At 67.3% G+C, this 24,365-nt stretch carries 22 protein-coding genes and 1 pseudogene; 16 read left to right on the forward strand and 7 right to left on the reverse strand.

The window, feature by feature from the left end; genetic code table 11:
- From ACIA8G_RS25130 to ACIA8G_RS25155, 6 genes are read left to right on the forward strand one after another with little or no spacing between them, the layout of a single operon-like run.
- Positions 1 to 846 (forward strand): NADH-quinone oxidoreductase subunit J, encoded by an 846-nt coding sequence (locus ACIA8G_RS25130; protein ID WP_396421276.1) that lies wholly within the window; start codon positions 1 to 3, stop codon positions 844 to 846.
- Positions 843 to 1,142, forward strand: coding sequence for an NADH-quinone oxidoreductase subunit NuoK (nuoK, locus tag ACIA8G_RS25135; protein WP_030473209.1), 300 nt, complete (start codon positions 843 to 845; stop codon positions 1,140 to 1,142). The genes ACIA8G_RS25130 and nuoK overlap by 4 nt, the downstream gene beginning before the upstream one ends.
- A 10-nt stretch (positions 1,143 to 1,152) precedes the next feature.
- Positions 1,153 to 3,090 carry an NADH-quinone oxidoreductase subunit L gene (gene nuoL / locus ACIA8G_RS25140; RefSeq protein ID WP_396421093.1) on the forward strand — a complete coding sequence of 646 codons (1,938 nt, stop codon included), beginning with the start codon at positions 1,153 to 1,155 and terminating at the stop codon, positions 3,088 to 3,090.
- A complete protein-coding gene (locus ACIA8G_RS25145) occupies positions 3,087 to 4,655 on the forward strand; it encodes an NADH-quinone oxidoreductase subunit M (protein WP_396421094.1) in 1,569 nt (522 codons plus the stop codon). Before nuoL ends, ACIA8G_RS25145 begins: the two co-directional genes overlap by 4 nt.
- A gap of 1 nt (position 4,656) precedes the next feature.
- On the forward strand, positions 4,657 to 6,234 hold the full coding sequence (nuoN, locus tag ACIA8G_RS25150) for an NADH-quinone oxidoreductase subunit NuoN (RefSeq protein WP_396421095.1): 1,578 nt from the start codon (positions 4,657 to 4,659) through the stop codon (positions 6,232 to 6,234).
- Between the two features lie 19 nt (positions 6,235 to 6,253).
- Complete coding sequence (locus ACIA8G_RS25155; RefSeq protein ID WP_396421096.1) at positions 6,254 to 7,255, forward strand: polyprenyl synthetase family protein; 1,002 nt, start codon at positions 6,254 to 6,256, stop codon at positions 7,253 to 7,255.
- A gap of 3 nt (positions 7,256 to 7,258) precedes the next feature.
- On the opposite strand, the gene rarD is transcribed toward ACIA8G_RS25155, so the two are convergent.
- Positions 7,259 to 8,182: an EamA family transporter RarD gene (gene rarD, locus ACIA8G_RS25160; protein WP_396421097.1), complete on the reverse strand. Its 924-nt coding sequence runs from the start codon at positions 8,180 to 8,182 to the stop codon at positions 7,259 to 7,261.
- Between the two features lie 145 nt (positions 8,183 to 8,327).
- Here rarD and ACIA8G_RS25165 point away from each other — a divergent pair, with 145 nt between their 5' ends.
- Positions 8,328 to 10,475, forward strand: coding sequence for a hypothetical protein (locus ACIA8G_RS25165; RefSeq protein WP_396421098.1), 2,148 nt, complete (start codon positions 8,328 to 8,330; stop codon positions 10,473 to 10,475).
- A gap of 76 nt (positions 10,476 to 10,551) precedes the next feature.
- Positions 10,552 to 11,475 (forward strand): catalase family peroxidase, encoded by a 924-nt coding sequence (locus ACIA8G_RS25170; protein WP_396421099.1) that lies wholly within the window; start codon positions 10,552 to 10,554, stop codon positions 11,473 to 11,475.
- A gap of 55 nt (positions 11,476 to 11,530) precedes the next feature.
- On the opposite strand, the gene ACIA8G_RS25175 is transcribed toward ACIA8G_RS25170, so the two are convergent.
- The 4 genes from ACIA8G_RS25175 to ACIA8G_RS25190 all read right to left on the reverse strand — a co-directional run bounded on the left by ACIA8G_RS25175 (position 11,531) and on the right by ACIA8G_RS25190 (position 15,818).
- Complete coding sequence (locus ACIA8G_RS25175) at positions 11,531 to 12,580, reverse strand: 2-oxoacid:ferredoxin oxidoreductase subunit beta (RefSeq protein ID WP_396421100.1); 1,050 nt, start codon at positions 12,578 to 12,580, stop codon at positions 11,531 to 11,533.
- On the reverse strand, positions 12,577 to 14,415 hold the full coding sequence (locus ACIA8G_RS25180; protein WP_396421101.1) for a 2-oxoacid:acceptor oxidoreductase subunit alpha: 1,839 nt from the start codon (positions 14,413 to 14,415) through the stop codon (positions 12,577 to 12,579). The genes ACIA8G_RS25175 and ACIA8G_RS25180 overlap by 4 nt, the downstream gene beginning before the upstream one ends.
- Before the next feature lie 211 nt (positions 14,416 to 14,626).
- Entirely contained in the window at positions 14,627 to 15,367 is a 741-nt protein-coding gene (locus ACIA8G_RS25185) for an enoyl-CoA hydratase (RefSeq protein ID WP_396421102.1), read from the reverse strand.
- A gap of 10 nt (positions 15,368 to 15,377) precedes the next feature.
- Positions 15,378 to 15,818 (reverse strand): Lrp/AsnC family transcriptional regulator, encoded by a 441-nt coding sequence (locus ACIA8G_RS25190; RefSeq protein ID WP_035913697.1) that lies wholly within the window; start codon positions 15,816 to 15,818, stop codon positions 15,378 to 15,380.
- A 147-nt stretch (positions 15,819 to 15,965) separates the two neighbouring features.
- Between ACIA8G_RS25190 and ddaH the strand changes: the two genes are divergently transcribed.
- A complete protein-coding gene (gene ddaH, locus ACIA8G_RS25195; protein WP_396421277.1) occupies positions 15,966 to 16,778 on the forward strand; it encodes a dimethylargininase in 813 nt (270 codons plus the stop codon).
- 760 nt (positions 16,779 to 17,538) lie between these two features.
- On the opposite strand, the gene ACIA8G_RS25200 is transcribed toward ddaH, so the two are convergent.
- Positions 17,539 to 17,961, reverse strand: a complete 423-nt coding sequence (locus ACIA8G_RS25200; RefSeq protein ID WP_396421103.1) for a YkvA family protein — start codon at positions 17,959 to 17,961, stop codon at positions 17,539 to 17,541.
- Between the two features lie 91 nt (positions 17,962 to 18,052).
- On the opposite strand from ACIA8G_RS25200, the gene ACIA8G_RS25205 reads away from it, so the two are divergent.
- From ACIA8G_RS25205 to ACIA8G_RS25235, 7 genes and pseudogenes are all read left to right on the forward strand, one after another.
- The gene (locus tag ACIA8G_RS25205; RefSeq protein WP_396421104.1) at positions 18,053 to 18,400 is read left to right on the forward strand and encodes a hypothetical protein; all 348 of its coding nucleotides are present in this window, start codon (positions 18,053 to 18,055) and stop codon (positions 18,398 to 18,400) included.
- On the forward strand, positions 18,397 to 18,837 hold the full coding sequence (locus ACIA8G_RS25210; RefSeq protein WP_396421105.1) for a MerR family transcriptional regulator: 441 nt from the start codon (positions 18,397 to 18,399) through the stop codon (positions 18,835 to 18,837). Before ACIA8G_RS25205 ends, ACIA8G_RS25210 begins: the two co-directional genes overlap by 4 nt.
- A 121-nt stretch (positions 18,838 to 18,958) precedes the next feature.
- Positions 18,959 to 20,176, forward strand: coding sequence for an APC family permease (locus tag ACIA8G_RS25215; protein ID WP_396421278.1), 1,218 nt, complete (start codon positions 18,959 to 18,961; stop codon positions 20,174 to 20,176).
- Positions 20,177 to 20,198: 22 nt separating this feature from the next.
- Positions 20,199 to 20,582, forward strand: coding sequence for a hypothetical protein (locus ACIA8G_RS25220; protein WP_396421106.1), 384 nt, complete (start codon positions 20,199 to 20,201; stop codon positions 20,580 to 20,582).
- 47 nt (positions 20,583 to 20,629) lie between these two features.
- Positions 20,630 to 21,655: an HNH endonuclease gene (locus ACIA8G_RS25225; protein ID WP_396421107.1), complete on the forward strand. Its 1,026-nt coding sequence runs from the start codon at positions 20,630 to 20,632 to the stop codon at positions 21,653 to 21,655.
- Between the two features lie 946 nt (positions 21,656 to 22,601).
- Positions 22,602 to 22,952 (forward strand): annotated as a pseudogene (locus tag ACIA8G_RS25230) (transglycosylase SLT domain-containing protein); the annotation flags it as partial.
- A 147-nt stretch (positions 22,953 to 23,099) separates the two neighbouring features.
- On the forward strand, positions 23,100 to 23,249 hold the full coding sequence (locus ACIA8G_RS25235) for a hypothetical protein (protein WP_319971336.1): 150 nt from the start codon (positions 23,100 to 23,102) through the stop codon (positions 23,247 to 23,249).
- Positions 23,250 to 23,267: 18 nt separating this feature from the next.
- On the opposite strand, the gene ACIA8G_RS25240 is transcribed toward ACIA8G_RS25235, so the two are convergent.
- Positions 23,268 to 24,299 (reverse strand): LysR family transcriptional regulator, encoded by a 1,032-nt coding sequence (locus ACIA8G_RS25240; RefSeq protein WP_396421108.1) that lies wholly within the window; start codon positions 24,297 to 24,299, stop codon positions 23,268 to 23,270.
- Positions 24,300 to 24,365: the final 66 nt, after the last annotated feature.

The following is a 24,365-nucleotide window of genomic DNA, read 5'->3' on the forward strand; positions in this document are numbered from 1 at the left end:
CTGCTCGTTCAGTTCCTGGCCCAGCAGCCGGAGCCGGTGCAGCGCGCGGTGGACACCGTGACCACCGGTGAGGCGATCACGTTCTGGGTGCTCGGCCCGCTCGCGCTGGCCGGCGCGCTCGGCATGCTCTTCGCGCGCAACGCGGTGCACTCCGCGCTGTGGCTCGTGGTGACGATGCTCAGCCTCGGTGTGCTCTACATGGTCCAGCAGGCGCCGTTCCTCGGCTTCGTGCAGATCATCGTCTACACCGGCGCGATCATGATGCTGTTCCTGTTCGTGCTGATGATGGTCGGCCGCGACAGTTCGGACTCGGTCGTCGAAGTGATTCGCGGGCAACGACTCGCGGCCGCGTTGCTCGGCATCGGGTTCGCCGTCCTGATGGTCGGCTCCGTCGCCCGCGCGCTCAACTCGGTCGAGCCGGTCGGCCTGGCCGAGGCGAACGCCACGAACGGCGGCAACGTCGGCAACATCGGCACGAAGCTCTTCACGGACTACCTGTTCGCGTTCGAGCTCACCTCGGCGCTGCTGATCACCGCGGCGCTCGGCGCGATGATCCTGGCGTTCGTCGGCCGTGACGGGAAGCCCTCCAAGAAGACGCAGAAGGAACTCGTCGAGGAGCGCTTCCAGGACGGCAAGCGGGTCGGGTCCATCCCCGGCCCCGGTGTCTTCGCCACCGCGAACTCGGTGGCCACCCCCGCCCTGCTGCCCGACGGCAGCGTGTCGGAGGAGTCGCTGTTCGAGGTCATCGAGGCGACCGACAAGGACACGCTCTCGGACGACGTGGCCGAGGTCGCGGGCACCGCGCACGAGGCCGACGCGCACGCGCTCAAGGGAAGTGAGTCGTGACTCCCACGTACTACCTGCTGCTGTCGGCACTGCTGTTCAGCATCGGCGCCGTCGGCGTCCTGGTGCGCCGCAACGCCATCGTGGTGTTCATGTGCGTCGAGCTCATGCTCAACGCGGTCAACCTGAGCCTGGTGACGTTCGCGCGGATCAACGGCTCGCTCGACGGTCAGGTGATGGCGTTCTTCGTGATGGTCGTCGCCGCGGCGGAGGTCGTCGTCGGCCTCGCGATCATCATGTCCATCTTCCGGACGCGTCGCTCGGCCTCGGTCGACGACTCGAACCTGCTGAAGTACTGAGGGGTCACCGGTGACGGAACCAGTTGCCGCCAGCGGGATCGCGAGTCTCGCCTGGTTGTTGCTCGCGCTGCCCGCGTTGGGTGCGGCGGTGTTGTTGGTCGGTGGCAAGCGCACGGACAAGTGGGGTCACCTGCTCGGCTGTGCCACGCTCCTCGGCTCGTTCGCCTACGCGATCGCGTTGTTCTTCTCCACCCTCGGCATCTCCAACGCCGAGGAGCGGGTGCAGAACGTGCACCTGTTCAACTGGGTGAACATCAACGCGCTGACCGTCGAGTTCGGACTGCGGATCGACCCGCTGTCGCTCACGTTCGTCCTGCTGATCACCGGTGTGGGCTCGCTGATCCACATCTACTCGGTCGGCTACATGGCGCACGAGGAAGGCAGGCGGAAGTTCTTCGCCTACCTGAACCTCTTCGTGTCGGCGATGCTCCTGCTGGTGCTGGGCAACGGCTTCGTGACCCTGTACTTCGGCTGGGAGGGCGTCGGTCTCGCCTCGTACCTGCTGATCGGCTGGTACCAGTACAAGCCCGAGGCGGCGTCCGCGGCCAAGAAGGCCTTCCTGATGAACCGCGTCGGCGACCTCGGTCTCGCCATCGCGATCTTCATGATGTTCAACCGCCTCGGGACCACGCAGTACACCGAGGTCTTCAGCCGCGTCAGCGAGTTCTCCAGCGCCGAGGTCCTCGCGATCACGCTGCTGCTGCTCCTCGGTGCCTGTGGCAAGTCGGGTCAGTTCCCGCTGCAGGCCTGGTTGCCCGACGCCATGGCCGGCCCGACCCCGGTGTCCGCACTGATCCACGCGGCAACGATGGTCACCGCGGGCGTGTACCTGATCGCCCGCGCGAACCCGCTCTACAACCTGAGCGCGGACGGCCGCCTGGTCGTGATGATCATCGGTGGCGTCACGCTGCTGATCGGTTGCATCATCGGTTGCGCCTACGACGACTTCAAGAAGGTCCTGGCGTACTCCACCGTCTCGCAGATCGGTTACATGATCCTCGCGGTGGGCCTCGGCCCGATCGGCTACGCGCTGGGCATCATGCACCTGCTGACGCACGGCTTCTTCAAGGCCGGGCTCTTCCTCGGTGCCGGTTCGGTCATGCACGGCATGAACGACGAGGGCAACATCCGCCGCATGGGCGGGCTGTGGAAGTTCCTGCCGATCACGTTCGTCACGTGGACGCTGGGCTACCTCGCGCTGATCGGCATCCCGCCGTTCGCGGGCTACTTCTCGAAGGACGCCATCATCGCGGCGGCGTTCGGCGCGGAGGGCTGGCGCGGGTACGTCTTCGGCGGTGTCGCACTTCTCGGTGCCGCGCTGACCGCGTTCTACATGACGCGCCTGCTGATCCTGGTCTTCCTGGGCAAGCCCCGCTGGAAGGAACTGAAGGCGGAGAACGGCAAGGACTACCACCCGCACGAGTCGCCGTGGACGATGACCGTCCCGATGATCATCCTCGCGGTCGGCTCGGTCGGTGGCGGCTGGTTCCTCTCGTCCGGCGGACGTCTCGCCGGCTGGCTCGAGCCGTCGCTCGGCGAGCTGCAGGAGTCGCACGGCGTGCTCTCGCACGGCATGGTCGGGATCTTGACGGTCGCGCTCTCGTTGCTCGGCGTCGGCCTCGCGTGCCTGCTCTTCCTGCGCGGCAAGCAGCCGGTCGAGCGGCCGGAGCGGGTGTCGTTCCCGGTGCGCGCGGCTCGTGCGGACCTCTTCGGCAACGCACTGAACGAGGCCCTGTTCGCGCGGCCGGGCACCTGGCTCACCCGCGCGCTGGTCTTCGTCGACCTGAAGGGCGTCGACGGTCTGGTCAACGGCACGGCGGCGCTGCTCGGCGGTAGCTCCGGCCGGTTGCGCAGGCTGCAGACCGGGTTCGTCCGCTCCTACGCACTGTCCATGCTCCTGGGCTCGATCTTCGTGCTCGGGGCGCTCCTGGTGGTGAGGTTCTCGTGAGCTGGGTTCTGATCGCACTCCTGGTCGTGCCGCTCGTCGGCGCGCTGGTGGTGGCGTTCCTGCGCAACGACGACCTGAAGGCGAAGTACGTCGCACTCGGGTTCTCGATCGTCGAGCTGGTGCTCGCCGCGCTGCTGTGGTTCGCCTACGACCCGGACGGCGAGCGGATCCAGCTCGCGTCCGGAGTGGACTGGATCCCGGCGTTCGGTGTCCGGCTCTCGTTCGGCATCGACGGCATCGCGCTGGTGATGATCGCGGTGATCGCGGTCCTCATCCCGCTGGTGATCGGCGCCGGCTGGACGGAGAAGCTGCCGGCCGGCCGGTCCCAGGGCGGGTACCTCTCGCTGATCCTGGTGCAGACGTCCGTGACGGTCGCGGTGTTCGCCGCCACCGACGTCTTCCTGTTCTACGTGCTGTTCGAGGTCATGCTGATCCCGATGTACTTCCTGATCGGCGGCTACGGCGGCGCGCGCAGGCAGTACGCGGCGGTCAAGTTCTTCCTGTACTCGTTCCTCGGCGGCCTGATCATGCTGGCCTCCGCGATCGGCGCCTACGCGATGGCGTCGGACGAGCTGGGCAAGGGCACGTTCGACTGGGCGACCCTGGTGACCGTGGTCCGCGACGCCGACTCGACGACGCAGACCTGGCTGTTCCTCGGCTTCTTCCTGGCGTTCGCGATCAAGGCGCCGCTGGTGCCGTTCCACACCTGGCTGCCGGACGCGGCCGCCGAGGCGCCGATCGGCGTCACGGTGATCGTCGTCGGCATCCTCGACAAGGTCGGCACGTTCGGCATGCTGCGCTACCTGCTGCCGATGTTCCCGACGGCGTCGAAGAACCTGGCGCCGTTCGTGATCGTGCTGGCGGTCGCGGGTGTCCTTTATGGATCGTTGCTCGCCACGGGCCAGCGGGACATGAAGCGGTTCCTCGCGTACGTCTCGATCGCGCACTTCGGCTTCATCGCGCTCGGCATCTTCTCGTTCACGTCGCAGGCAGGCGTGGGCTCGGTGTCGTACATGCTCAACCACTCGATCTCGACCGGCATGCTGATCCTGGTGATCGGCATGGTGATCGCGCGCGGTGGTTCCTCGAAGATCGCCGACTACGGCGGCATGTCGAAGGTGGCACCGGTGCTCGCGGGCATGCTGCTGCTCTCCGGCCTGACCACGCTGTCGCTGCCCGGCACGAACTCGTTCGTCTCGGAGTTCCTGGTGCTGATCGGGTCGTTCCCGACGCAGCCGGTCGCCACGATCATCGCGACGGTCGGCATGGTGCTCGCGGCGCTCTACGTGCTGTGGCTCTACCAGCGGATCATGACCGGCCCGCTGCGCGGCGACGCGCTGCTGGGTGCGGCCGCCGGTCCTGGCGCTGTCGGTGACCCGGGGACGAAGACGACCATCGGCGACCTGAACAAGCGCGAGATCGCGGTCCTCGCACCGCTCGTTGTCATCGTGCTGGCACTCGGGTTCTACCCGCAGCCGGTGCTCGACGTCATCACCCCGTCCGTCGGGGCGACGCTGACCGAGGTCGGCGTGACCGACCCGGTCTCCGTGCAGGAAGGCAAGTGACGTGAACCTTCTCGTCGCTCAGGCGCAGACGATCGAGGCGCCGGAGATCGATTACGGCGCCATCGCGCCGGTGCTGATCGTGCTCGGCGCGGCGTGCGTCAGCGTGCTGCTGGAAGCGTTGCTGCCCAAGCACCAGCGGTGGGCGGTGCAGCTCGTGCTGTCGCTCGTCACGCTGGTCGGCGCCACCGGTGCGTTGATCCTGTACGCGACCTCCGAGCGTCCTGCGCAGGGCGTGGCGACGCTGGCGGGCGCGGTCGCGGTCGACTCGCCGGCGCTGTTCCTGTGGGCCACGTTGCTGGTGCTGGCGTTCGGCAGCGTGCTGTTGATCGCCGACCGCTCGGTGGAGCCGGGTGGCGCGTTCGTGGCTCAGGCCGCGATCCGTCCCGGCACCATCCAGGACCGCGCCCAGGCGACGAAGACCGGCATGCAGACCGAGGTCTTCCCGCTCACGCTGTTCGCGCTCGGCGGCATGATGACGTTCGTCGCGTCGAACGACCTGCTGACGATGTTCATCGCGCTGGAAGTCATGTCGCTGCCGCTGTACCTGCTGTGCGGCCTGGCTCGCCGCCGTCGCCTGCTCTCGCAGGAAGCGGCCGTGAAGTACTTCCTGCTCGGTGCGTTCGCCTCCGCGTTCTTCCTCTACGGCGTCGCACTGCTCTACGGCTACGCGGGTTCGGTGAAGCTCTCGGCCATCGCGTCCGCGGCCGCCGGCACTGACCGCTCGGACACGCTGCTGTTCGCGGGCTTCGGCCTGCTGGTGGTGGGTCTGCTGTTCAAGGCGGCGGTCGGCCCGTTCCACTCGTGGACGCCGGACGTCTACCAGGGCGCGCCGACGCCGGTGACGGCGTTCATGGCTGCCTGCACCAAGGTTGCCGCGTTCGGCGGCATCCTGCGCGTGCTCACCGTGGCGTTCGAGAACACCCAGTGGGAATGGCGCGGCGTGCTCTACGGCGTCGCGGTCATCTCGATGGTGATCGGCGCGGTGCTCGGCCTGACGCAGACCGACGTGAAGCGCATGATCGCGTACTCGTCGGTCGCACACGCCGGCTTCCTGCTGATCGGCTCGATCGCGCTGACGCCGGAAGGTGGCACTCCCGGTGTGAGCGCCACGATGTTCTACCTGCTGGTGTACGGCTTCACGACGATCGCCGCGTTCGGCATCGTGTCGCTCGTCCGCAACTCGGACGGCGAGGCGACGCACCTGTCGCAGTGGGCAGGTCTCGCGAAGCGGTCGCCGGTCGTGGCCGCCGTGTTCACGTTCCTGCTGCTGGCGCTGGCCGGAATTCCGCTGACGTCGGGCTTCATCGGCAAGTTCGTCGTGTTCAGCGCGGCCATCGAGGCGGGGCTGACCCCGCTCGTGGTGATCGCGCTGGTGGCCTCGGCCGTCGCGGCGTTCTTCTACCTGCGGGTGATCGTGCTGATGTACTTCAGCGACCCGGCTCCGGACGGTCCGACCGTCAGCGTGCCCGGTGCGTTCACCACCATCGCGATCACGTTGGGTGCCGTGGTGACCCTGGTGCTGGGGTTGTGGCCCACGTTCGTGCTCGTTTGGGCGGGTACCGGCACCTTCCTCAGCTAGGTGTACGTAGTCTGCTGGTGTGACCAGTAGCGAGCATGAGGGACCGGGGTTCGCGTTGGTGGACCCCGTGCTCACCGAGGTAGTCCAGGACGGTCTGGCCGAGGTGGAGCGCATTCTGCACGACGTCGTGCAGAGCGAGTTCCACCCGGTGACCGAAACCTCGCTTCACCTTGTGGAGGCGGGCGGAAAGCGGATCCGCCCGCTCTTCACACTGCTCGCATCGCAGTTCGGCGCCGAGTGGGACCAGGAAAAGGTCATCAAGGCCGCGACTGTGGTCGAGCTCACCCACCTCGCCACGCTCTACCACGACGACGTGATGGACGAGGCGACCATGCGGCGCGGCGCGGTATCCGCGAACGCCAAGTGGGACAACAGCATCGCGATCCTGACGGGCGACTTCCTCTTCGCCCACGCGTCGCGGCTCACCGCGGACCTGGGGACGGACGCGGCGCGGATCATCGCGGAGACCTTCTCGGTCCTGGTGACCGGTCAGATGCGCGAGACCGTCGGCCCGCAGCCCGGCGAAGACCCGATCTCCCACTACCTGAAGGTGATCGAGGAGAAGACCGGCGTCCTGATCGCCACCGCGGCACGCTTCGGCGGCATGTTCTCCGACGCGACCGAGGAGCAGATCGACGCACTGCGCCGGTACGCCGAGGTGATCGGTGCGGCGTTCCAGATCTCCGACGACGTCATCGACATCGCCTCGCCGTCGGTCGAGTCCGGCAAGACGCCGGGCACCGACCTGCGTGAGGGCGTGAAGACGCTGCCGATGCTCTACGCGCTGGCGGACCCGTCCGAGACGCGGCTGGCCGAACTGCTCGCGGCGCCGATCTCCGAGGACGAGCTGGTGGACGAGGCGCTGTCGTTGCTGCGGAAGTCCTCCGGCATGGACAGGGCGCGCGAGACCCTGGACGAGTACGCGGACCGGGCCCGCATGGAGCTGGGGAAGCTGCCGCCGTGCGCCGCACGGGACGCTCTGGAGGAGCTGACCACGTACGTCGTGGCCCGCAGCCGCTAGGTGTTATTCGACCGGCGCGAGCAGGTGCTTGCGCCGGTTCTTCACGGCATCGACCGTGAAGATCGTCAGGGCGAGCCAGACGAGGGCGAAGCCGATCCACCTGCTGGGTGGCATGGGTTCGTGGACGACGAACACGCCCCAGGCGAACTGCAGGATCGGTGCCAGGTACTGCAGCATGCCCATGGTGATCAGCGGGATCCGCTGGGCGCCCGCGCCGAACAGCAGCAGCGGGATCACGGTGACGATGCCGGTGCTGAGGATCATCAGGGTGTGGCCGGTGCCGGCGGTGGTGAAGGTGTTCGCGCTGCCGAGCACGACCAGGTAGATCAGCGCGATCGGGGCGATGACGGCGCTCTCCGCGGTGAGACTGGACACGGCGTCCAGCGGGACCTTCTTCTTGAGCAGGCCGTAGACGCCGAACGAGCAGGCCAGGACGAGCGAGATCAGCGGGAGCCGGCCGTAGTCGAAGGTGAGCACGATCACAGCGACTATGACCACGGTGATCGCGACGACCTGTGGCAGTCTCAGCCGTTCCTTCAGGAAGAACATGCCGAGCGCGACGCTGACCAACGGCGTGATGAAGTAGCCGAGCGCGGATTCCACCACGTGCTGGGAGTTGACCGCGTAGATGTAGGTGCCCCAGTTCACCGTGATCAACACGGCTGCTGCGGTAACGATGAGCCAGCCCTTTCCTGATAACTCAAGGAAAGGACGCCACCTCCTGAGCACGGCGACGGCGATGGCGAGCGTGACGAACGACCAGACGATCCGGTGGGCGAGCACCTCGACCGGCTGGGCGGGTACGAGGAGTGGCCAGTACGCCGGGAACAGTCCCCAAAGGACGTAGGCGAGTGCGCCGTAGGTGACACCTCGCCCCTGGGTGTGAACTTCTGCCGAACTACTGGTCGAAGTTGTCAGGGGAGGCACAAAATCCCACTCTACGCTGGGGTTTCTACTGCTTGTTTGCGCTGAACGGCGTAGTGACGGAGCATCAACAAAGGCACTGTAGTTTGGCCATGCTCACCCTTCCGAGTGAGTGGGGTCGGAGTGTGGTCGTAGAAGGGGCTTACCCGTGAACATCTTCGGGCAGGTCTGGCTGTGGAGCTTGCTGTCCTTCGTTGCGGGGGTGCTGCTCACCTGGCTGGTGATGGTGCGGCCCGCACGCAAGCAGATCGCCGACCTCGAAGATCAACTTCTCGACGCTCGCCGGCCGGTCGCACCGATCATGGTGCCGCCTCCCGTCGACGACTTCGAGGTCGACGAGTGGGACGACGTCCCACCGCGCTCGCTGTCGGACGAGGTGCTGTCGCCACCGCCGCCCGCGCCCACGCCGGCTCCCGCGCCGTACGTGGAGCCGCCCGCCTACTTCGGTGAGCCCGTGCAGGCTCCCGTCGTGGCCGAGGAGCCCGTCGCGGAGCCGTTCGTCGAACCCTTCGTGGAGCCCGTCGCGGAACCCGAGCCGGTGGCGGAGGAGCCCGTCCGGCAGTTCCTGGAGCCGGACGAGGCCCAGCGCCGGTTCGAGGAGCAGCTGGCCGAGCAGAAGGCGCTGGCCGACTCCGAGGACGACCGCCCGCGTTCGCTCTTCGAACGCCTGAGCCCGGACGTTCCCGAGGAGCAGCCGGCCGAGCAGACGACGGTCCTGCAGCTGTCCGGCCTCGAGCGTGCCGACTTCGAGGACTACGAGGAGCAGCCGGAGCTCCCCGCCGAGCAGACCTCGTTCGTGCCCGTCGTGGAGCCCGCGGCGGAGGTCGCCCCGTCGGTGCCCGAGCCGACCGCGCCGCCCGAGATCGACGAGCAGGCCGACGACTTCATCTACCAGCCGCGCGAGGTGTGGGCGGAGGACGAGCAGGAGGCGTTCCTCGACGAGGCCGCAGAGCAGGAGGACGAGCCTGCCGTCGAGCGCGAGTTCACGCGCTCCGAGCAGACGACGTTCATCGCGGTCGAGGAGAGCTCCTGGCCGTCGAACGACCTGACCGGCGAGTACCCCGGCCTGCGGGACGAGATCTCCGGCCAGCTGGACGGGTTCACCGAGCCGGAGTCGCCCGCCGAGCAGACCGGCCTGATCGACGCGATCGACCCGGTCGAGCCGGCCGAGCAGGACGACCTGGACGCCCCTCACGTGCGTGGTGGTGTTTTCGAGAGCACGCTGGCCGAGGAACAGGCCTTCACCGAGCCTGAGCCCGCCCCTGAACCCGCGCACAGCTACCGCGAGCCGCTCGAGCCCCAGGTGCTTGAGCCCCAGGTGTTCGAGCCTGAGGCCGCGCACTCCTACCGCGAGCCGCAGGTCTCCGAGCCCGCGCACGCCTACACCGAGCAGCCGGAGCCCCAGGCCCCCGAGCCTGCGCACTCCTACACCGAGCCGCTCGAGCACCGGAAGCCCCACGTCTCCGAGCCCGAGTCCGAAGGGTTCGACGAGCCCAAGGTCTCCACCGCGGCCCCGTTCGCCGACCTCGGTGCCCCCGCGCCCGCGCCGTTCTCGGCGTTCGGTTCGGTCGACGACACCCCCGAGCGGCAGCCGCGCGCCGTCGCCGCCGCCTTCGAGCACGTGGTCGAGACGCCCGCGGCCCCGGCCGCGCCCGAACCGGTGGCCGACCGCCCGCGGTCGCTCTTCGAGCCGCTGCTCGACGCCGACGAGCCGCTGCCGGCGACCGGCCAGACCCGCCAGCTCCCCCAGGACACGGGCAACGACCAGCCGTTCGTGCCGAAGTTCGTGCCGAGCGACGAGCCCCTGCTCGCCGCTCCGCCGGAGCCGGAGCCCGAACCCGTCGAGGTCGAGCTGCCCAACCGGGTGACCGAGGCCGGCCTGCCGGTCCGCGAGGCCCGCCGCACCACCATGCAGCGGCAGCAGAGCTTCCCGGCGTTCCAGGCCTTCGACGCCCCGAAGCCGGAGGCTCCGCCGGCCCCGGCACTGCCCGCACGCCCCCGCCCGGTCGGTTTCTCGCCGTCCACGGGTGGGCGTCCGAACGGCGCCGGCGCCCCAGCCGGTTCGTCGCGCTTCCAGCAGCCGGAGGGCTTCAACCCGCGCTCGCCGTTCGGTCCCGGCTCGGTGCTGCCGAAGTCGGACGGCCACGCGCCGGCCGCGGACTTCGGCGTGAAGGCCACGCTGACCGGCCGTCGCTACTACACCGAGGGCTCCGCGAACTTCGTGGAGACGCGTGCGGACGTGTGGTTCCGCACGGAGGCCGACGCCGAGAAGGCAGGGTTCCGACCGGCACCCTGACCGGGAAGACCGGGACTTACCGCCAAATGGAACGCTGCGGTGGGTCGTTCCGGCGATCGTCGATAGCGTCAGTCGCATGTCTTCCGAGCTGGCGAAATCCCAGATCTCATCGACCATTGTGGACTCGATCGAGAATCTGAAGGGCACCCACCACGGCTTCCGCCGCGCCCACGCCCGAGGCTTCGTGTACGAGGCCACCTTCACGCCGAACGGTGCCGCGGCCCCGTTCACGACCGCCCGGCACCTGCAGGGCGACCCGGTCCGCGCGACCGTCCGCTTCTCGCACACCGACGCGAACCCGCACGCGCCGGACAGCGACCGGGCGGTGCGCGGGTTCGCCACCAAGTTCCACCTCGCCGACGGCACCAACACCGACCTGGTGATGGTGAACGTGCAGCGTTTCGTCGCGGCCACGCCCGAGGAGTTCGTGGAGTTCATCAAGGCCGCCAAGGCGGACACCGATGCCCAGGACCCGTCGGTGCCGCACATCAAGTCGTTCGTCGGTGCGCACCCGACGGTCGGCCCTGCGCTCGTAGCGGCCAAGACCATCGGTATCCCGGTCAGCTACGCCACGACGCAGTACTGGGCCATCCACGCGTTCCTGTGGCGTGACGCGTCCGGTGTCGTGCGTCCGGTGCGCTACTCGTGGGTGCCGGAAGCGGGTGTCGTCGACGCTGACGACGCGGCCTCGTGGACCCCGCACCACCTCACCGAGGAGCTGCGCGACCGGCTGCCGATCTCGTTCGTCCTGCGCGTGCAGTTCGGCGAGCCGGGCGACCCGACCCACGACTCCACGGTGGCGTGGCCGGACGATCGCCGCACCGTCGACGTCGGCCGGCTCGAGATCACCAAGGAGGAGTCGGACCAGGAGCACTGGCAGGCGCAGGTGTTCGACCCGACCGCGCTCGTCGACGGCATCGAGCTGTCCGACGACCCGGTCCTCGCGGCGCGCAGCACGATCTACGCGGTCTCGTACGACCGCCGCTCGCACCAGCGTTGACGAGAAAGGGCCCCCACCGCGTTCTTGGTGGGGGCCCTTTTCCGTTGGTCCGTGATCAGCCGACCACGGTCCAGGTGTCCTTGCCGTGCAACAGCTTGCCCAGGTCCTTCGGCTTCGCGGCCTTGGCCTCGTTCACCTGTGCCCGCGCGCTGTCGTCGTACGTCGCCCGGTCAGCCCGCCGGAACACGCCCGTGACGGTGTGCGAGAGGTCCTGCGTCGACAGCCGCGAGAGCGCGAACGACAGGTTCAGGTCCGACGCGTCGTGGATGACGATGTCGCTCGCGTCCACGTCCGCGGACTTGGCGACCGCGAGCCCGAAGCCCTCGCGGGTCACGCAGTACTCGCCCTCGCGGCCGAACCGGATCGGCTCGCCGTCGACGACGTTGATGATCCTGCGCTGTGCCTCGTCGGCGTCCTTGAGCACGTCGAACGCGCCGTCGTTGAAGATCGGGCAGTTCTGGAAGATCTCGACGAGCGCAGAACCGCGGTGCTCAGCGGCCTGGCGCAGCACCGACGTCAGCCCCGCCTTGTCCGAGTCGAGCGCCCGGCCGACGAAGGAGGCCTCCGCGCCCAGCGCCAGCGACACCGGGTTGAACGGGTGGTCCAGCGAGCCGGCCGGGGTCGACTTGGTGACCTTGCCTTCCTCGGAGGTCGGCGAGTACTGGCCCTTGGTCAGGCCGTAGATCCGGTTGTTGAACAGCAGGATCTTGAGGTTCACGTTGCGCCGCAACGTGTGGATCAGGTGGTTGCCGCCGATGGACAGCGCGTCGCCGTCACCGGTCACCACCCACACGCTCAGGTCCGGCCGTGCCACGGCGAGACCTGTGGCGATGGCCGGCGCACGGCCGTGGATGGAGTGCATGCCGTAGGTGTTCATGTAGTACGGGAAGCGGGAGGAACACCCGATGCCCGACACGAACACGATGTTCTCGCGCTTGAGACCCAGCGACGGCAGGAACGACTGCATGGTGTTGAGCACGATGTAGTCGCCACAGCCGGGGCACCAGCGGACTTCCTGGTCGGACTTGTAGTCCCTGGCCGTCTGCTTCTCGTCGGTGGTGGGAACTCCGGTCAGGCCCGGGATTCCGAGGTCGATCGAGGTCACGCCGACACCCCCTTGATCACGTCAGCGAGCACGTCCTGCAGCTCTTCCGCCTTGAACGGGAGGCCCTGCACCTTGGTGTACGAGATGGCGTCCACCAGATACTTGCCCCTCAACAGCAACGCCAGCTGGCCCAGGTTCATTTCCGGCACGATGACCTTTTCGTACGACTTCAACACGTCGCCCAGGTTCTTCGGGAACGGGTTGAGGTGCCGCAGGTGCGCGTGCGCGACCGGCATGCCCAGCTTGCGCACGCGGCGTGCCGCCGCACCGATCGGGCCGTAGGACGAACCCCAGCCCACGACCAGCACCTTGGCCTCGCCCGACGGGTCGTCGACCTCGACGTCCGGCACCTCGATACCGTCGATCTTCGCCTGGCGTAGGCGGACCATCCGGTCGTGGTTCTCCGGGTCGTACGAGATGTTGCCGGTGATGTCCTGCTTCTCCAGACCGCCGATGCGGTGCTGCAGACCAGGCGTACCGGGCACCGCCCACGGACGGGCCAGCGTCTCCGGATCACGTGAGTACGGCTGGAAGTTCTCCGGGTCCGTCGCGAACTCGACCCGCAGGTCCGGCAGGCTGTCGACGTCGGGGATCATCCACGGCTCGGAGCCGTTCGCCACCGCGCCGTCGGACAGGAACAGCACCGGCGTGCGGTACTTCAGCGCGATCCTGATGGCGTCGACCACCGCGTCGAAGCAGTCAGAAGGCGACTGCGGCGCCACGATCGGCACCGGCGACTCGCCGTTGCGGCCGAACATCGCCTGCAGCAGGTCGGCCTGCTCGGTCTTCGTCGGCAGACCGGTGGACGGGCCACCGCGCTGCACGTCGATCACCAGCAGGGGCAGTTCGGTCATGACCGCGAGGCCGATGGTCTCCGACTTCAGCGCGATGCCGGGGCCCGACGTCGACGTGACGCCGAGCGCGCCGCCGTAGGAAGCACCGAGCGCGATGCCGATGCCCGCGATCTCGTCCTCCGCCTGCACGGTCGTGATGCCGAAGTTCTTGTGCTTCGACAGCTCGTGGAGGATGTCGGACGCCGGCGTGATCGGGTACGTGCCGAGCACGACGGGCAGCTCAGAGCGTTCCGCCGCGGCGACGATGCCGTACGCCGTCGCCGTGTTTCCGGTGATCTGGCGGTACGTGCCGACGTTCAGCTTCGCGGGCGCCACCTCGTAGGTGACGGCGAAGGCCTCGGTCGTCTCGCCGTAGTAGAAGCCGGCGCGGAACGCCAGGACGTTGGCCTCGGCGATGTCGGGCTTCTTCGCGAACTTCTCGCGCAGGAACCGCTCCGTGCCTTCGGTGGGCCGGTGGTACATCCACGACAGAAGGCCGAGCGCGAACATGTTCTTCGCGCGCTCCGCGTCCTTCTTGCCGAGCCCGGTCTCCTCCAGCGCGCCGATGGTCAGCGTCGCCATGGCGACCTTGTGCACCTGGAACTTCTCGAGCGAGTCGTCCTCGAGCGGGTTCGAGTCGTACCCGACCTTCGTCAGGTTCCGCTTCGAGAACTCGTCGGTGTTGACGATGAGGATGCCGCCGTCCGGCAGGTCGACGACGTTCGCCTTGAGCGCGGCCGGGTTCATCGCGACGAGGACGTCGGGACGGTCGCCGGGCGTCAGGATGTCGTAGTCGGCGAAGTGCAGCTGGAACGACGACACTCCGGGCAGCGTGCCCTGTGGTGCGCGGATCTCGGCGGGGAAGTTGGGCTGGGTGGCGAGGTCGTTGCCGAACGCCGCCGCTTCCGACGTGAACCGGTCTCCGGTGAGCTGCATACCGTCACCGGAGTCGCCGGCGAAGCGGATCACGACGCGATCCAGCTTGCGGGTCTCAGTGCTCATTCCTACGCCGATACCTCTCTCCAAGGGTGGCTGTGCCCCACCGCGAGGGTAGTCGCCAGGACCGTCTGCCAGACGGGCCGTGTACCACCAGGCGAGACGAACTGTCCCATCTGCCGCACCGGGTCCTTAACTAAACGGTAAGCACAGCACTACCAGCGGATACCCGAATGCGGCACACGTCACCCTCGATACCTGTTACTCAAGGTAACACTTACTGCCCGCTGATCCGAGCCTTCATCGCGGCAAGCCTGGCAGCGAACTCTGGAGTGTCGATCGAAGCGACCTGTGGCCGCAGTTCGGTCTCCACCGCATCCGCGTGGTCGTCGAGAACATCGGTCACCCGCATGGTCGCCTTGATCGTCCGCACGAGTGCTGCCGGAGCCTCGGCAGACGCCCTCGCCAGCTCTTTTGCTACTGCCAGTGGGTCTTCCGCCCTGGCGTAGGCAAGCCCGGTCCGCACGGCTTCGTCGGCGTCGAGGATCTGCCCGAACAGGGTCATGGCGGTAGCGGTCTGGGGGTTGGTGAGCCGCTGCAGCATCCACGTCATACCGCCACCTGGATGAATGCCGAGCTGCAAAAATCGTGCGTCGAATCGAGCCTTTGGCCCGGCGATCCTCAAGTCGGCCGCGAGAGCGAGGTTCAGCCCGGCCCCGACAGCGGCCCCGTTGACCGCCGCGATCGTCGGAATGGTGGCGTTGGCCACGGCCAGGAACCCCTTGTAGATCTTCTTGAGGCCCTCGTCCTTGGAGCTGCCGAGCTGAGTGAGATCCGCGCCGGCGCAGAACGCGGGCGGTGCTCCCGTGATGATCAGCGCGTTGGCTTTTTGTTCTGCCTGGTGGACCTTGTCCGCGAGCTCCTGCGACAGGTCGATCGTGAGTGCGTTGCGCCGGTCCGGATCGTTGATCGTGATCACGGCGACGGAGTCGTGGTGCTCCAGCAGAACCTCAGCCATGGCCCGGACTCTAGGGCGCGAGCGGCCGGTCGAGCAGCCGGGACAGCACGACTGTCGACACCGTCCGATCGATGATCTCGACGGCCCGAAGCCGTTCGAGCGCGGTCTCCAGGTGGTGGATGTCCGCGGCCCGCAGGTGCACGATGGCGTCCGCCGCCCCCGACACCGTGTAGGCAGCACTGACCTCGGCCATCGGTTCCAGCCGGTGCTGGATGTCGTGCGGCGCCACGTTGCCCTTGCAGTGCACCTCCACGAACGCCTCGGTACCCCACCCGAGAGCCTCCGGATCGACCACCGCCGTGAAGCCCCGAAGGACCCCCGTGTCCAGCAGTTTGTCGACCCGCCGCTTGACCGCGGGAGCGCTCAGACCCACCTCCTTGCCGATCTCCGCGTAGCTGGATCGAGCGTTGGCCATGAGGCACGAAATGATTCGCTGGTCGATGCTGTCCACACGCAACATAATGCCCTAGTTGACGCAACACTGCGGCATTGATCGATGGTCCCTGCGGGATTTACCTTTCGATCCATGACGGTCTCCATCTCCGGGCCCGGCGAGCCGATCACTCTCGACATCGCCCAGCCCCTCGCGCCGACGCGCATGCCGACCACCCGTCGGTACCTCATGTGCCCGCCGACGTACTTCACGGTGGAGTACGCCATCAACCCGTGGATGGACCCCACCAAACCCACCAGCACCTCGCTGGCCGTGGAGCAGTGGACCGCCCTGAAAGAGACCTACGAGCGCCTCGGCCACGAGGTGAACGTGATCGAGCCGATCGCCGGCCTCCCCGACATGGTCTTCTCAGCCAACAGCGGCACCGTCATCGACGGCCGAGTACTCGGCTCCCGCTTCCGCGCCGCACAACGCGCAGCCGAAGCCGACCACTTCCGCCGCTGGTTCCTCTCCTCCGGCTACAACTCGGTCGTAATGCCGACCGCCGTGAACGAGGCCGAGGGTGACTTCACCTGGACCGGCTCACTCCTGCTGGCCGGCACCGGCTTCCGCACCGACCCGCTCGCCCACGGTGAGGCCCAGGAGGTCCTCGGCGTGCCGGTCGTGTCGCTGCAGCTGGTGGACCCGCGCTTCTACCACCTCGACGTGGCCCTGTTCATGCTCGACGACCAGTCCCCGTCACCCCTGGTGGCCTACTACCCGGAGGCGTTCTCGCCGGGTTCGCAGCAGGTCCTGCGCCGCCTGTTCCCGGACGCCGTCATCGCCAACGACGACGACGCGGTCTGCCTCGGCCTGAACGCCGTGTCGGACGGCAAGCACGTCGTGATGCCGCTCGAGGCCACTCATCTCGCTGAGCAGGTGGCTCGTCGGGGGTTCGAGCCTGTGCTCGTGGACATCTCGGAGTTGCGCAAGTCGGGCGGCGGCCCGAAGTGCTGCACGATGGAACTGCGCGGCTGACCTCGCCCACGCAGTGCCGTTCCGCTGTTCCTGCGTGGCTGTCGCTATCTGCCATTGCTCACGGAACAGGCACGGAACAGGAAACGCCCCCAACAAGATCGTTGCTGGGGGCGTTCTTGTATGTGCCTACCTGCCGAAACGGTCCTCACTCGATTTCGGGGACAAGGTCCAGATCGATGTCTACTGCGGCGTCTTCACAGCTGACGACTCGCAGGGTGGCTTCACTCTCGAGTCCGACCTGATTCGCAGGTTGGGCGATCTCAACCTCGACGTCGGCTTTGACCTGTATTAACTCTTCCGAGTGGGGCCTACCCCGACCGGACGGGCTAGCGACCAATGCGACCCCACAGACGGCCGCTTCGGCCGTCCGCCGTGGCGTGACTCACTAGCCGCCTGCCGGCTGACTTCAACAAATCAGCCACCATGCGCGTTCAAGAGGAGCCTCGACAGGGGGAAGGGGGCCTCATGAAGTACGTCGGTGAGTTCTTCGGCGAAGCCGCGGTCGTGCTCGTGCTGCTGGCGATCGGACTCGGCACGGTGTTCCTGGTGAAGTGGGGATAGAGCGAGTCACCGCTCATCACCGTCGTCTCGGTGGCGGCGGCTTTGGGGTTCATGACGTTCGGTGTGGTGACCTGGACCGGGAAGCGAGACTTCGGAACGGTGGGTGCGATCGCGGGCGTGACAGTCGCAGTCGCAGCGGCTGCGGCGGTGGTGGTCGTCCAATACGGCGGACCGCTGCTCAATTCCTAGACGACGGCCTTCAGGCCCGCGGCCGATCCAACCCGGTCAAGCGCGTGAGTGCAGCGAATCCGTCTTCGGTGCCAGGCCAGTGCGCACGTACCGCGTCCAGCCCCGCGCGACGCACCACCCCGCGGAGCACAGCGGTGACGATGATCGCGTCGTCGGCGTAACCGAGCACGGGGATGAAATCCGGTATGAGATCGATGGGGAAGGCCAGATACGCCAACAACAATCCGAGCCGTACACGCACTCCGCGGGGCAAGGTCTTGTCACCGGCGAGCCGATGCACGAGCCGCAGCACGTCGGGAAGAATTCGCAGCGCCTCCCGCAACAGTCCACCGCGCGGACGGGCGATGGCCAGCACGACGATCAGCGCCAGCCAGGTGAGCAGCAGGGCGGCGCCGATCCCGATCAGCAAGTCCCACCAAAGCGAGCCGGTCATTTTGCTTCCCCTCTTGGCGCGGCTGCAACGACGAGAAGGCCGCTGATCAGAGCTTGCATCCCGTACCTAGGTACAGGTTTACCGTCGGAGCATGGCCACCACAGAATCCGCCGCGCTCTGGGCACCGCAGGCCTGCACTCTGCCTACAGCTCAGCAGCCGTTGCGAGTCGCCGAGTTCGACGCACTCTTCGCGACCGCTCTGAACGACCTCCACAGGGTGGACGGAACGCGCCTGCGACTGGAGCTCAAGGCCGATGCGGAGCTGGAGACGACCGCGCGGGACCTGACCGCCAGGGAGAGCCAGTGTTGTTCGTTCTTCGCCTTCACGTTCACGAACGCCGATGAAGCGCTGAACCTCGAAATCGAGGTGCGTCCCGCCCACACCGATGTGCTCGACGGACTCGAAGCCCGCGCCCGCAGCAAGATGGTGGGCACATGACAGCGCTGCTGCGAACGGGCCAGGTCGCCGAGGCAGCAGGGGTGAACATCCAGACCCTGCGCTATTACGAGCGTCGCGGCTTGCTGGCCGAACCCGAGCGCTCGTTGGGCGGCCACCGGCTGTACCCGGCCGACGCGGTCACGACCCTGCGGGTGATCAAAGCCGCTCAACGACTCGGGTTCACGCTGGAAGAGGTCGCCGACCTGCTCGATGCCGGCCGTCATCGTCATGGCGCGGCGGACTCCAGCCTGCAATCGCGCGCCCGGACCAAGCTCGAAGAGGTCGAGGCGCGCATCTCTGACCTGAACACCATCCGCGCGGCTCTACTGGAGGCATTGGACGCCGGCTGCGACGACCTAGCGGTGTGTGCGACCAGCGAGGATTGCCCGCTGCCGTTCGCCGAACTGGCTGGCACGGACGAGTCATCGACCGCATAGGGTTCCTGTTGCAGGAACTTGCCAGCGAGCAGCCACGAAAGGACGCGCGGTGACCTCACCGGCACCACGGCTGGCGCGTCGTCTGGGCACCCGAGACGCGGTGATCATCGGCCTGGGCTCGATGATCGGCGCCGGTGTGTTCGCCGCCTTCGGCCCTGCCGCACGAGCCGCCGGGACCGGGCTGTTGATCGGCCTGGTGATCGCGGCGTTCCTCGCCTACTGCAACGCCACCGCGTCCGCGCAGCTCGCCGCGACCTACCCGACGTCCGGCGGCACCTACGTCTACGGCCGGGAACAGCTCGGCCACTGGTGGGGATTCACCGCGGGCTGGGGATTCGTCGTCGGCAAGACCGCCTCCTGCGCCGCGATGGCCCTCACCTTCGCCACCTACGCCGTCCCCGGCCCCTGGTGGGCGCAACGGCTCGTCGCGGTGGCGGGCGTGATCGGCCTGGCCGCGCTCAACTACCGCGGCATCACCAGAACCGCCGCCCTCACCCGCGTCCTCGTCACCGCCACGCTGATCGCGCTCGCCACGATCGTCGTCGGCATCGCCGTCGGCGGCGAAGCGAGCACCGGCAACCTCGGGGGCTGGCGCGCGCTGGGCACCGGCGGGATCTACGGCACGCTGCAGGCCGCCGGACTGCTGTTCTTCGCCTTCGCCGGCTTCGCGCGCATCGCCACGATGGGCGAAGAGGTCCGCGACCCGCAGCGCACCATCCTCCGAGCCATCCCGGTCGCCCTGGGCATCGCCGTGGTCGTCTACGTCGTCGTCGGCGGCGCCGCTCTCCTCGCCGCCGGACCCGAACGGCTTGCCGCGGCCGCAGCACCCCTGACGGAGGCCGTCACCGCCGCAGGTTCCCCCGCGCTGGCCCCGATCGTGCGCATCGGCGGTGCGCTGGCCAGCCTCGGCGCGCTGCTGGCGCTCATCGCCGGCGTCGGCCGCACCAGCCTCGCCATGGCCCGCAACCACGACCTGCCGCACTGGCTCGCCGCGGTCCATCCCCGTTACCAGGTGCCGCACCACGCCGAGGCCGCGCTCGCCGTCATCGTCAGCGTGCTCGTGCTCACCACGGACCTGCGTTCGGTGATCGGGTTCTCGTCGTTCGGCGTGCTCGTCTACTACCTGATCGCGAACCTCTCCGCCGCGAGCCAACCGGCCGAGCACCGCCGCTGGCCTCGTGCGCTCAACATCATCGGCGCCGCCGGGTGCGTCACGCTCGTCGTGACCCTGCCCCTGCCGGCGGTGATCACCGGATTGGTGATGTTCGCCCTCGGTCTGCTGGGGCGTTTGCTGGTGCGTAGATCGACTGCAGCGGAACGAACAGCGGCCCGTCCGTGATCTTCGCGCTAGCCTCGGGACAATGCCCAACGTTTTAGCGATCGGATTCGATCCGCACACCATCCCTGGCTTCGACCCGGCTCCCATCGCCGCCGGAATCGAGCAAGGCAGCCGGCGCTTCGCCGAGCTCGGCCTCACCGAGGACCTCTGCCTGATCGACTTCGCCGAGCTCGGCGGCACGGCCGAGGCGAAGATCGTCGAACGCCTCAAGCAGAAGCAGTACGACTGCGTGCTGATCGGCGGCGGGGTCCGCAAGGGGCCGGGACTGCTCGAGCTCTTCCAGACCCTGGTGAATCTCGTGCACTGGCATCAGCCGCAAGCCGCGATCGCGTTCAACGAGAGTCCTGGTGACAGCGCAGACTGGGTGCTGAAGGCCCTTGAGCAGCAGCGGAAGCACGTCGAGTAACCCAATAGTGGAGCGGGCGATGATCACTAACGCTGACAGTCGGCGAAGTGAGGCGGTGGCGCGTGCAGGCCTGGTCGTTGCTCGTTGCTGAAGGGGAGCGCAGGTTCGCGGGTAACGAGGGCTACGAAGACGTCCCCGACTCGTACTACCTCTACGACTCCGGGGTGGCGAACCACCTCAACGTCAACAAGGGCGATCTCGTGGTGCTCCGCACCAACGCTGGCTCGCTCGGCGTGGCCAAGATCGAGGACATCGAGGTCGAGGAGAACCACCTCAAGAAGCGGTTGAGGTGCCCGTTCTGCAAGAAGATGCGCTTCAACGAGCGCAAATTCGCCGAGCCGAAGTACATGTGTCGGCGCGAGGGGTGCCAGGGGTACGTCGAGGGCTTCAACCAAGCCGCGGAGAGCATGGAATCAGTCACCCGGTTCCGGGCGATCTACCAGGGCACTTGGCGGCCGCTCACGGGTGCGCTGACGGCCGCAGAGCTCGATGCGGTCGCGCTGACCAAGTCCAAGCAGAACGCCATCAGGAAACTCGACGTCGAGGGCGTTGAACGGCTTCTTAGAGGCGTAAAGGTGCCGCTTCCGCCCACCCCGCCGGCCGGCGCGGCGCCGACGAAGCCGATTGCGGCGGGGGTCACCACGTCACTCGTGAAGGTGCGAACTGGCCAGCAGGAGTTCCGGAAAGCGCTTCTGGAGCGGTACGGCCTGGTGTGTCTGATCACCGGGCCGGCGCCGGAGCAGGCGTTGCAGGCCGCTCACTTGCGGGCTTTCGCCGAGCATCGTCGCCATCTGCCGGAGGAAGGCGCACTGCTGCGGGCTGACATCCACCAGCTGTTCGACAAGGGCATGATCGCGGTCGATCCAGGCAGTCTGACCGTGGCCATCGATCCGCGGTTGCGGGACTACGGCACGTACGCCGCGCTTGCCGGCAAATCGTTGGAGGTGCCTCGGGAACAGGTGCCGTGCCTGGAGGCGCTCAGCGATCACTACACGGAGGCCACCTCGCGCTGGGTCCAGATCGACGTGTCGTGGCGCTCGATCGAGGTTGAGGGCCTGACCGGCCATCGCTAGCTACGTCGTGTCCCCCCAACCGTGCAACGACCATGAACCGACGCAACCCCGGCTCCGTACACCTCTTCAAGACAGCGAAAAACGCCATCCAGCTATCAAGTAACCCCTGGCCAGGGCAACACACCCCATCCCAACTACAAAGCGTGACTAAGTCACTCGATCGCGTGGTCGTCGGGCTAACCCATAACGAGAGCTGAGCTCACACCGAACTAACAGACAGCTTCGCCAGTTCGTCAGGAGGCAACGATGAACTTAAGCAGGAAGCAAGTGGCTCGCTGACTGTCTGTTAGCTGCGTGTAGCCCAACCCATCGGAAACGTGACGAGAGTCACCCAACGGGCGCTCAAGCTTGCCTGCGCTCGTGACGCGAGGTTACGTTCTCGCCCGCCGATAACGGTTTGGTCACCGGCAGGACACAGGACCAGCATCACCTAGGGTCCAAAGTCCGCTCGGATCCCCCGCCGAGAAGCCCGGTGGCCAAGCTCCCCGACGCAGGAGGCTCCCCCTTGGCCCGGCATAGCAAGGCCGCTGGCCGAACCGTGTACACGGTCGTGCCCAATGCAGAACTGAAGGCCGGCGCGCATCGCGTCGAGGACGACAAGGTCCCGCTCTCGCACCGTGTGAGCGCCATCGTCGTCGCAGCAGGTGTCGCCGCCGGCACCGCTGCCATCGCCAACGCCGCCACCAGCGGCTCCTCCTCGGAGCTGGCCGCGGGCGCGGAGTTCGGTGCTCTGCCGGACCAGCAGGCCCAGAACGTCCTCACCATTCACGACGTGAACCCCGGTGGTGAGGTCGGCAGGCTGCTGCAGTTCCAGCAGATGTACGCGATGCAGACCTTCGAGCAGGCCAGCAAGATCGCCGCGGACTCGCACGCTCAGCGCGAGGCGGCGGCCAAGGCTGAGGCCGAGCGCCTGGTGGAGATGCGCAAGCCCGCCAAGCAGCGCGAGATCGAGGGCTGGATCAAGGAAGCCATCAAGGTGCTGCAGGCCAACGGCACGAAGATCGACAACGGCAGCGTCGATGAGATCTACACGATCATCATCAAGGAGTCGAACGGCAACCCCAACGCCGTGAACAACTGGGACTCCAACGCGCTGCGCGGTACGCCGTCCAAGGGCCTCATGCAGTGCATCGACCCGACGTTCCGCGCCTACAAGCTGGCCGGATACGACAACATCCTGGCGCCGGTCGACAACATCATCGCGGGTGTTCGCTACACCTACGCTCGCTACGGTGGCTTCCAGAACCACCCAGGGTTGGTCAGCATGAACCTGGGTGGCGGCTACAAGGGGTACTAAAGACGTCATTCCGCACGTGTCGGGGTGCGGAAAACGTATTACCAGGCGATGCTGTCAAACAGGTTCACCCACAAGCATGGCGGCCCTAGCGGGCACACGCCCGGTAGTGCTCCCATCGAAGCGATCCCCGAACGCAGGGAGTGGCCGATGAACGAGCAACAGGCACGCGACGACGAGCTGGCGAAGGTCCGCTCGGAGGCGACGAACTGGCTGGCCAAGATGGCCAAAGCCCAGCAACGCCCCAAAGTCGAGCAGCGGAGGCCTGAGCACGACGCCATGACACCCGCGAAGAAGTGAGAACAGGAAGCGCCTCGGCTACGGCCGGGGCGCTTCTGCTTTGAAGGCCGACCACAGCAGGTTGAGCGGGTGATCCGCCGGATGCTTCACCAGCTCGTCCGAACGGGCGAACACGCCCACAAGCCGCTCCAGCGAGTCATCTGAGAGCTCGACGACGCGGAGGCCGCCTCCCTCCCTCAGCTCGTTGTTCGACGCCACCACGCCCAAACCAGACGTCACAATCATGGCTCCCTGGACGAGGTTCGAGCGCAGCAGCGAGATGCCGTACTGGATCTCGTCGATCTCGGCCGCGATGTCGAGCCCCTGGCGGTAGTCCGGCCCGAACCAGCCGCGCAGGAACTCCGCGATCAGCCCGGCCCCCGGCACCACCAACGGCACCGAGCGCAGCGACGGCACGCGCACGCGGTCGCCGACGACCGTCTCCGGCAGGTTCGTCAGCAACGCCAGCCCGCCGCGCCGCCACTCGATCACGTCGAACTCCGGGCGCTCCCAGCCGGCGCCGGCGCGCGTCACGACGCTGCCGCACACGATGTCGACTTCCTGCGTCTCCAGCTTCGTCCAGATGTCCTTGGTGCGGATGTGCACGACCTTGAGGTCCACGTCGCGCTCGCGGAACTCGTCCGCGACGTGGTGCCACGCCTTCGCGAGCGTGTCCAGCATGTATCGCGTGGTGCCCACGGTGACCGTCGTGCCGAGCTTGCGGCGGCACTCGTGAATTCCGTCGAGCCACTCCGCGAGCGTGTCCCTGGCCAATTCGACGAGCGACTCACCGGTGGGCGTGAACAGCACATCTTTTCCGCGGCCCTGCTTCACCACCAGCGGTTCGCCGCACAGTTCCTGGAAGTTCCTGTTCAACGTGTCCAGCTGCTTCTGCACGCTCGACTGCTCACGTCCCAGCGCTCGCGCGGCGCGCAGTGCGGAACGGGTCTCGTGCACTGTCAGCAACGTCCTGAGCTGGTCCATCGTGGTGTCCAGCAACGCACCGGGCATGTTCAGCAGACGGTGCAACGTGGTACTCGTGGGGAGGACCAACTGGGACGAGCCGGACATCGAGACCCTCTCTGATGTTCTACCGATCAGTTGTACTGAACTTGACCACAGTTCGCCGACAAATTA

This window comes from Lentzea sp. NPDC051213 (assembly GCF_044455585.1).
In the GTDB taxonomy this organism is placed as follows: Bacteria; Actinomycetota; Actinomycetes; order Mycobacteriales; family Pseudonocardiaceae; genus Lentzea.